The 7,914-nt window shown below is 71.2% G+C and carries 5 protein-coding genes and 2 pseudogenes; 1 reads left to right on the forward strand and 6 read right to left on the reverse strand.

Annotation, left to right across the window (positions count from 1 at the left end):
* The 4 genes and pseudogenes from QH470_RS07790 to QH470_RS07805 all read right to left on the reverse strand — a co-directional run.
* Positions 1–1,719, reverse strand: a pseudogene (locus QH470_RS07790) (endonuclease); the annotation flags it as partial.
* A gap of 46 nt (positions 1,720–1,765) precedes the next feature.
* Entirely contained in the window at positions 1,766–3,190 is a 1,425-nt protein-coding gene (locus tag QH470_RS07795) for a TIGR02678 family protein (RefSeq protein WP_280271603.1), read from the reverse strand.
* Positions 3,190–4,692, reverse strand: a complete 1,503-nt coding sequence (locus QH470_RS07800) for a TIGR02677 family protein (RefSeq protein WP_280271604.1) — start codon at positions 4,690–4,692, stop codon at positions 3,190–3,192. Before QH470_RS07800 ends, QH470_RS07795 begins: the two co-directional genes overlap by 1 nt.
* Positions 4,693–4,977: 285 nt before the next feature.
* A complete protein-coding gene (locus tag QH470_RS07805) occupies positions 4,978–6,168 on the reverse strand; it encodes an NsdA family TPR-like regulatory protein (protein WP_280271600.1) in 1,191 nt (396 codons plus the stop codon).
* Positions 6,169–6,449: 281 nt separating this feature from the next.
* Between QH470_RS07805 and QH470_RS07810 the strand changes: the two genes are divergently transcribed.
* Positions 6,450–6,731, forward strand: coding sequence for a hypothetical protein (locus QH470_RS07810; RefSeq protein ID WP_280271601.1), 282 nt, complete (start codon positions 6,450–6,452; stop codon positions 6,729–6,731).
* A gap of 41 nt (positions 6,732–6,772) precedes the next feature.
* Here QH470_RS07810 and QH470_RS07815 read toward each other — a convergent pair whose 3' ends face one another.
* On the reverse strand, positions 6,773–7,657 hold the full coding sequence (locus QH470_RS07815; RefSeq protein ID WP_280271602.1) for a PAC2 family protein: 885 nt from the start codon (positions 7,655–7,657) through the stop codon (positions 6,773–6,775).
* 129 nt (positions 7,658–7,786) lie between these two features.
* Positions 7,787–7,914, reverse strand: a pseudogene (locus QH470_RS07820) (2-C-methyl-D-erythritol 2,4-cyclodiphosphate synthase); the annotation flags it as partial.

A 7,914-nucleotide genomic window follows, 5' to 3' on the forward strand; every position in this document is an offset into this window, starting at 1 on the left:
ATCGTCTTGTCCGGCCGCTACCTGGTGGGGTTCGGGGCGCCGCGGGGCGGCGCGCGGGGCCGCCGGCGCGGCGGCGGCACGCGCCTGCTGACGGCGGCCACGGACCTCCTCGGTCAGCGGTTCGGTGCGTTCGGCCAACACCTCGGGGAGAGTCGTCGCGGCGTCGGATCCGGCCTCGGCCAGGGCGGCGTCCAGCGCCTCGAACAGGCCGGACCGGACGGGTGTCAGCACCTCGCGGTGTTCCTCCCACCATTCCCGCAGCGCCGCGGCGGTATTCGAGCGGGCCAGGGTCACCGCCGCCTCCGCCTCGGCCAGGGCGGCGGCGGCCGCGTCGCGCTGCTCCCCGGCGCGCTGCGCGGCGCGCTCGGTGCGGGCCCGGTCGGCGGCGGCCGTGTCGACCAGCGTGAGGGCCTGCCGGACGGCGCGCACGTCGGCGTCGCGCTCCTCGGCGTGGCTGCGCACGGTGGTGGTGAGCTGTTCGGCGCGGGCCTGTTCCGGCAGTGCGGCCCAGGAGATTCCGGCCTCCTCGGCGGCGGCGCGCAACTCGTCCTCGCCGCGCGACAGGGCCGCCGCGGCGGATTCGACGGCGGCCCGGCCGCGTTCGGCCTCTGCGGCGCGCTGGTCGACGGCCTGCTGGGCCTTGGTGGCCTTGTCGCGGTGCACGGCGGCGGAGGTCTCCAGGCGGCGCACGGCGTCGGCCAGGTCGTCGAGCTGTTGTTTGCCCTCGTAGGCGCTGGAACGCTGTAAGGTCTCGCGGTCGGCGAGAGCCTGCTCGTAGGCGCGGTCGGCCTCCTCGGCGCGGGTCTCGGCGGCGGCGCGCTCGGTCTCGCGGCGTTCGCGCAGCGCGGTGGCGGCGAACAGGGCGGTGCTGGTGTGGGTGACCGTCTCCAGCCGCCCGCGCACCTGCTCGACATCCGACTTCGCCTGTACGCCCAGGTATTTGCGGTAGACGTCGACGAACGTGCGGGTCGCCGTGTCGGCCTGGACGAGGCCCTCCAGCGTCCGGCCGACCTCCTCCATATCGCTGAACGAGCGGGCCGCGTCGAGGATGAGTTGATCGTCGAGCGGGCGCAGGCCGTCGGTGAGGGCCTGCGACAGCCCGCGCGGATCGAGATTCTTGGCCAGCTGCGGGCGGCGCAGCGTGAGGATCAAATTGATCAGCTGGTCGTACCGCTGCAGCCCGAGCCCGAACATGCGGGCGTCGATGGCCGCACGATAGTCGACCGGCCGGTCTGTGATGGCGTCGGTGCCGATCTGCTCGGCGAGCTGCTTGCGGGTCAGTGGCCGGTCGTCGGGGCCGATGAGCGAGAAGTCCACGCCCACTCGGCCGTCGGCGACGAAGTACCAGCGGGTGACCTTGTCCGACGAGCGGGTGGCGCGCATGCCGATGCCGACGGTGACGACCTCCGGGTCGGTCCATTGCCCGCGCGCGAACTCCATCCACACATACGAATACGCCGATTCCTGCTTGCGGTACAGCAGGTTCGACTTCATCGTCCGCTCCTCACCCGCGAACGGGTTGAGCCGGCGGGGCTCGATCCGCCCGTCGAATACGAAGGGGAACAGCACCTCCAGGGCCTTGGTCTTGCCGGACCCGTTCGGCCCGCGCAGCACCAGCCGCCCGTCGGCGAAGCAGAACTCCTGGTCGCGGTAGTCCCAGAGATTGACGATTCCCGCCCGGGTGGGAACGAACCGCACGCCACCATGAATGGACTCCATCAGCTACGCCGTCCCTTCCCTCGTTCGGTACCCGCCCGTGTCGTGCTCATGGGTGCCCGTCCGGTGCGGCGGCCGCGGCCGGTTCCGGCTGCGCGTGCGCGCCGAGTTTCCGCGCCGAGGCGAACAATTCGGATTCCGCGCGGGTGCGCACGGTGACGACGGCGCCACGGTAACGCGCCAGCGCGGGCAGGACGAGCAGCCCTTCGTCGAGGACCTCGACCAGATGCAAGCGCTCCAGCAGGGCGACCACTTCCCGCGTGAGCCCGGGCGGGTCGGCCTGCCACTGGGCGGCGAAGGTGGAGCCGTAGCGCTCGGTGAGGGCCTGCACGGTCTCGCGCACCCACACGAGGCCGACGACAGGATGCTCGGGAATCTCGGTCTCCTCGGCGGCCCGGTCCGAATCCGCCTCGGCGGCTTCGGGTTCGGGCTCGACGACCAGCGGCGTGAACACGGTCGACGCCGGAATGGCGGCGTCGAGCTGAGTGGCCGGCGCGGTGCCGGGCGGCGGCAGCGGACGGCGGGGCACCGGATTGTCGATGTCCAGCACCAGATCCGCGATCTCGCCGATCAGCAACAGCGTCACCTGGGCCAGCGTGCCGGTGCCGGGAAAACGGACATCGGAGAAACGGCCCGAAACGTCGATCAGCGCCACGCCCTCGGCCCGGCGCTCGGCCCGCAGGCCGGTCAGCAACTCGACCTCGGTCACCAGTTTCTCCGTACCGAGCAGGGTGCGCTCGTCGCCGGGCAACCTCTCGGCATACACCACCGGCAGCTCCACCAAGGCGCGGCGCACCCGGCGCGCGGCGGCGGCCCGGGCCTGCGGCGCGGGACCGCCCGGGGCCGTGTCGGATTCGTCGGCGAGCAGGCCGCGCACGCTGTGCAGGTGCTGTAAAACTCGCGGGGGCCGGAAGATCGCGAACACCACCGAGCGGTCGATGTCGTAGAGCGCCTCGCCCGCCTCGGGATCGGCGGCCCAGCCGCTCGCGTCGCCGTCGGCCAATGTCAGCGCGCCGCGCGCGGCCAGCCAGGCGATGGCGTCGACGAACGCGTCCCGGTCGGCGGCGCGGTCGGTGGTCAGCTCCAGGCCCTCGACCCGGGTGGCGTAGGACGCGACCTGATCCGCCAGCTCCGAGAGCGTGATCTGATCGCCCGCGCGGCCGAGCGCGGCCAGCGCCAAGGCGAGGTAGGCGTAGCGGCGCCGATCGAAGACCCGTTCGGCCGGGGTGCGCGCGGGGCGCCCGGCATCGAGGCGGTCGTGCACCGGGAACAGCCGCGCGGTGGTCTCGGTGACCTCCAGCCGATATCCGAACAGCTCGGCCAGGTCCTCGCGCAGCTCGGTGGCCCAGCGCCGGATCAGCGGTAGCGCAATCCGATCGGGGAAGCCGCGGGTGACCAGATGGTTGGCCAGGATCACCCGGGCGGCGCGCTGATAGCTGTCCAGGGCGAGCGGATCGATGGTGCGCGCGTGCATCACGCCCGCCCGGATCCGCTACGGGTGCGGGTGTTCTCGCGCACTTCGAGGCGGCGGTTGTTCAGGTGCAGCAGGCCGCGGGCGGTGCGCACCACGGTGGATCCGGCGTGTTCGCGGACCGTCAGCGTCACCCCGCTGTCGGACCCGGTGGTGCCGCTGACCCGGCCGCTGACCGGCACCCACGCCGTGGACGCCGCGTCCAGCAGCCGCAGCAGCACCTCGGTCTCGCGCTCGTCGAGCCGCCGCTCGTGCACATCGGCGGAGGCCAGGGAGCGGGCGGCGGCGGCGCGGGCCTGCTGCGCGTCGAGCTGTTCCTGGCGCAGGCGGCGGACACCGGCGTCGTTGCGCTGGATGCGGGACGGAGCGCCGGGGGAGGGCGGCCGACCGGTCTCGGCGAGGGTGCGGGCGATCTCCAAAGGCGGTGCGTCCCACCAGGATCGGTTGGGCGGGATGATGTCGGCGTCGGGATGTTCCATGGCCAGGTGGCGTGGGCGGCCGAGCCCGAACACGGCGTCGAACAGCGCGTGCGCGCTCTCCGCGGTGGGCGCGGCGGTGAACCAGCCCGCCAGGTGGCGCAGCGCCGACTCCCGGCTCACCCCGCCCTTGCGGGTCTCGGTGACCCGCCGCAACAGTGACAGCACCGCGGCGATCGCGCTCATCGTGGCCTCGCGCAACCGCTCCGCCTCCGTGCCCGGCGCGCCGTCGCCGGCGGCGGCCTCCGCGGCCGTGGCGACGAACCAGCCGCGCAGGCCCTGCCATCGGGCCCGCCAATCCGCCTCGCGCTCGGGCACACTCAGCAGCACCCGCTCGTCGCAGGCGCCGGCCCGGGCGATCAGCTCCTCGACGCCGGAGTCCTCCACCTCGGCGATGGCCGCGGCCAGCCGCGGGGCGAAGCGCGCGAGATCCATACTGAACTCGCGCATGTGGGCCAGCAGCGCATCCTTGTGCGCGAGAAACGATTCCGGGGTGGCCTCGGTGGTGCGGACGAGATCGCCGAGCGTCAGATAGAAGTGCGCGGCACGGTCGGCCAGCTCCGAAAGCGCGGTGTCGAGTCGTTTCAGGATGCGGTACACCCGTTCGGCGTCGCCGGTGCGGTTGGCGCGGGCCAGCGCCTCGAGATCGGCCAGCAACTCCGGCAGCACCAGGCGCGACAGCGAGGCCTCGTCCAGCCGCGCCCCCAGCACCTCCGCGACCGCGCGATACGCCTGATACCCGGAGCGGGAGAACTGATAGACGAAGTGCCGGTTGCGATATTCGGCGAGGGTGGCCGCGCGGCTGCCGTCGTAGCTGCGCTCCAGCACGCCCCACTGGTGCAGTTGCTCGAGCAGCGGGCCCACCTCGGTAGCGGTGAGCCGCGGCGCTTCCGGGAACCGGGTCAGCGTCTCGGCGACGTCGCTGGCGTGCAGCAATACCACGTACGCGGCGCGGGCGTGGTCGAAAGCGCGCAGCACCCACAGGTATTCGCCGCGCTTCTCGGCGGTGGCGAAGGAGAACAGCCGCAGCCGATCGCCGAGGACGGACCCGTCGAGCGGGACGGGCTCGGTCGAGCCGTCGAGCCCGAGCGGCGCGAACACGACGCGGCCCCGTTCCAGGGCGGCGCCGTCGAACAGGGGAGCGGGCTCGGACGCCGTCTTCGGGGCAGCCGCCGGAGAGCCCTCGGACGCGGCGGTGGCGTCGGGCAGCAATCCTTCAGCGGACTCGGTCACCGGGATGAGAGTAGTACCGGCCACCGACACCGCGCCGCCGTCCCCGGCCTCGGCGCGCCGCCGCCGGCCGACACGCCGCGCTCAGCTCGCCAGCGAACGCAATTGGTCCAGGTACATGTGGGTGCGCGGATCACCGGGATACCGTTCGATCATCTCCCGCGCCGCCTCCCCGGCGATCCACAGCAGCGACGGCAGCGACCGGCGCTTCCCGGTGAATGCCCGCATGCCCGCGTCCACGGCCAGCTCCAGATCCCGGTCGCGCACGGCCACCACGGCGAGGGTCAGATGTGCCTCCGAAACCCGCATCGGCCTGCGCGGGGCGCCGTCCGGACCGGTCGAACTCCGGATGACCTGCTGCGCATAGGCTTCCGCGAGCCGATCGTCTCCGGCGACCCGCGAGCAATCCATGGCATAGAAGTCGAACTTCTGCGGATCGACGACGAAATGGTTGTCCAGATCGGCGGGATGGTCGAGTTGCTCCAAGATCGCTCGGCCCTGTTTGAGGCTGGCGTCCATCTGTGCGCGATCACCGAGCCGGGCATACGCTTTGGCTTGCTGCGCGGCGAGCTGCACACCGACACCGAGGTGCTGAGAGGTAGCCAGTGCGGCGTCGGCGGCCTCGATCGCGCCGCGGTAATTGCCCTGGGTCAGCGCGAACCACGCCGCCATTTCGGCTCCCCACCCGATGATTTCGGCGTTCTCGGCCTCCTGCCCCAGCGACAGCGCGGCCCGCCGGGTGGCCTCCGCGGCGGTCCGCCGGCCCAGGTCGTAGTCCGCGCAACCGACCAGCAGCGCCACCCAGCCCGCGAGCACCAGCACCTCGCGGTGCTGCGCCAGCGTCAGCCGGCCGTCCAGCAACGAGGTGATGCGGCGCAGCCACGCGGTGCCCTCGGCGTGCAGTTCGTGCGGGTCGGTACAGGGATATTCGCTGCACAGCCGTTCGGCGGTGATGCGGATGGCATCCAAAGTGGCAGAAGAGACATCGGACATGCGCAGCCGACCGATGAACTCCAGCGTGTCCATCCCCGTCGAGGACAGCAACTCGTCGTCGCGGTTGGGCCGGGCCTTGGGGAAGAAGGCCGCGGTCACCGTGTCGAAGGCCGCGGCGATGATCGGCGCGTAGAAATCGTCGGGCCGCGATTCGCCCGATTCCCAACGGCGCCAGTTGCGCAGCAACGTGCTGTCGGTCGGCAGATTGTGAGACGACTTGGCGCGCATGGCGCGTACGGCTTCGGCCTGTGACCACCCCCTGGCGTCGCGTTCGGAACGCATCCTGACAGCCCAGACGGGTCGATCGTCACCAACGGCCACGTATGTAGTATCCCACCAGTTAACGCGAGATGGCCCGGATAGGGCATACAGATGTCACCGGATTGACATCTGCAATTGCATTTGTGCGAGGCGCATGCTCGATGTGGGCGATTTGCCGGCCCGATGCCGTACCGGTCGGTATGGCATCAGCTCTACCGAACAACGCAGTACCGACAAGAGAACAGCGAGTCCCTGTCCACATCCAAACGGAGGTTCGGGTGCAAGCGTTGATCTATGGATACGTGCGTGACGATCTGGCCGACGGCCACAGCGACGAGCTCGAGGACGCGATGTGCGTCCTCGCCGCCAACGAAGGCTTCTGCTTCGCCGCGACGTTCCATGAATCGACCCAGGGTGACGGCGCCGCGTTCGCGGAGCTGACGGCCGAACTCAAGCGTGCCGACGCCCACCACGTGGTGGTGCCGTCACTCGATCACTTTGCCGGCCAGACGATTCCGCGTGAGTTGCTGATCGCGAAGCTGGCCCAGGAGGCGGAGGCGCGGGTGTGGACCATGGAGTGCTGACACCGGCGGCAGCGTCCGCCCCCCGGGAATCGCCGCCGGATTCAGAGGCTGAAGCCGCCCGGGCCGCGCCGCCGCAGATACTTCTCGAACTCCGCCGCGATGGCGTCGCCATCGATCTTGGCCATCGCCTCGTTGAGATCGATGGCGGCGTCGCCGCGTTCCTCCAGCGATCGGACGTACTCGGTGACCTCTTCGTCGCCGGCGGTCATCTCGTCGACGGCGGCCTCCCAGTCCTCGGCCTGCGCGGGTAACTCGCCGAGCGGGACCTCGATGTCGAGGACATCCTCCACGCGACGGAGCAGAGCGATGGTGGCCTTGGGGTTCGGCGGCTGGGAGACGTAGTGGGGCACCGCGGCCCAGAACGAGACGGCCGGGACGCCCGCGCGCACACAGGCATCCTGCAGTACGCCGGTAATACCGGTCGGGCCCTCGTAGCGGGTCTGCTCGAGGTTGAACCGCTCGGCCGCCTCCTTGCTGTAGGCGGTGCCGGTGACGGGCACGGGCCGGGTGTGCGGGGTGTCGGCGAGCAGCGCGCCGAGAATGACGACGGTCGAGACTTTCAGTTGCTCGGTGAGCTCCAGGATGTCGTGGCAGAAGCTGCGCCAGCGCATGTTGGGCTCGATGCCGTGCAGCAGCACGATGTCGCGGCTGCTCCCGGGCGGCGAGCACACCGACAGCGTGGTCGAGGGCCACTGGATCTCGCGCGTGACACCGTCGACCTGCCGGACGGTCGGCCGGTTCACCTGGTAGTCGTAGTAGTCCTCGGAGTCGAGTTCGGCCAGTGGTTCGGCGTCCCAGATCAGTTCCAGATGTTCCACGGCGCCGCTGGCGGCATCGGCCGCGTCGTTCCAGCCCTCGAAGGCGGCCACGAGCACCGGATCACGCAGCGTCGGCAGTTCCGGATCGGATGATGCACTGGGGTTCACCCGGTCAGCCTACGGCGTGAGCCCCTCACCCTCCACGGGATACGAGCCAACGCGCGCGTGTCTGTGTTTGATGGCGCCGCCTTCGGCGTCGCGGGTTGGGGGGGCCCCGGGGGGGGGAATATAAACCCACACGCCCGCCCATTCCGGCCGTCCGGTGCCGAAGACGGCTCCCACGTCGCCGAGGCCCGCGGCCGACAGCAGCGCGCCACACAGCGCGTGCGCCGCCACATCGCCATCGGAGTGCCCGGCGCAGCCGT

It is taken from the genome of Nocardia wallacei, from assembly GCF_029868745.1.
GTDB lineage: Bacteria > Actinomycetota > Actinomycetes > Mycobacteriales > Mycobacteriaceae > Nocardia > Nocardia wallacei_B.

Coding starts and splice junctions, on each gene's coding strand:
- QH470_RS07805 (WP_280271600.1), bottom strand. CDS start 6,168: ATGCGTTCCGAACGCGACGCCAGGGGGTGGTCACAGGCCGAAGCCGTA.
- QH470_RS07795 (WP_280271603.1), bottom strand. CDS start 3,190: ATGCACGCGCGCACCATCGATCCGCTCGCCCTGGACAGCTATCAGCGC.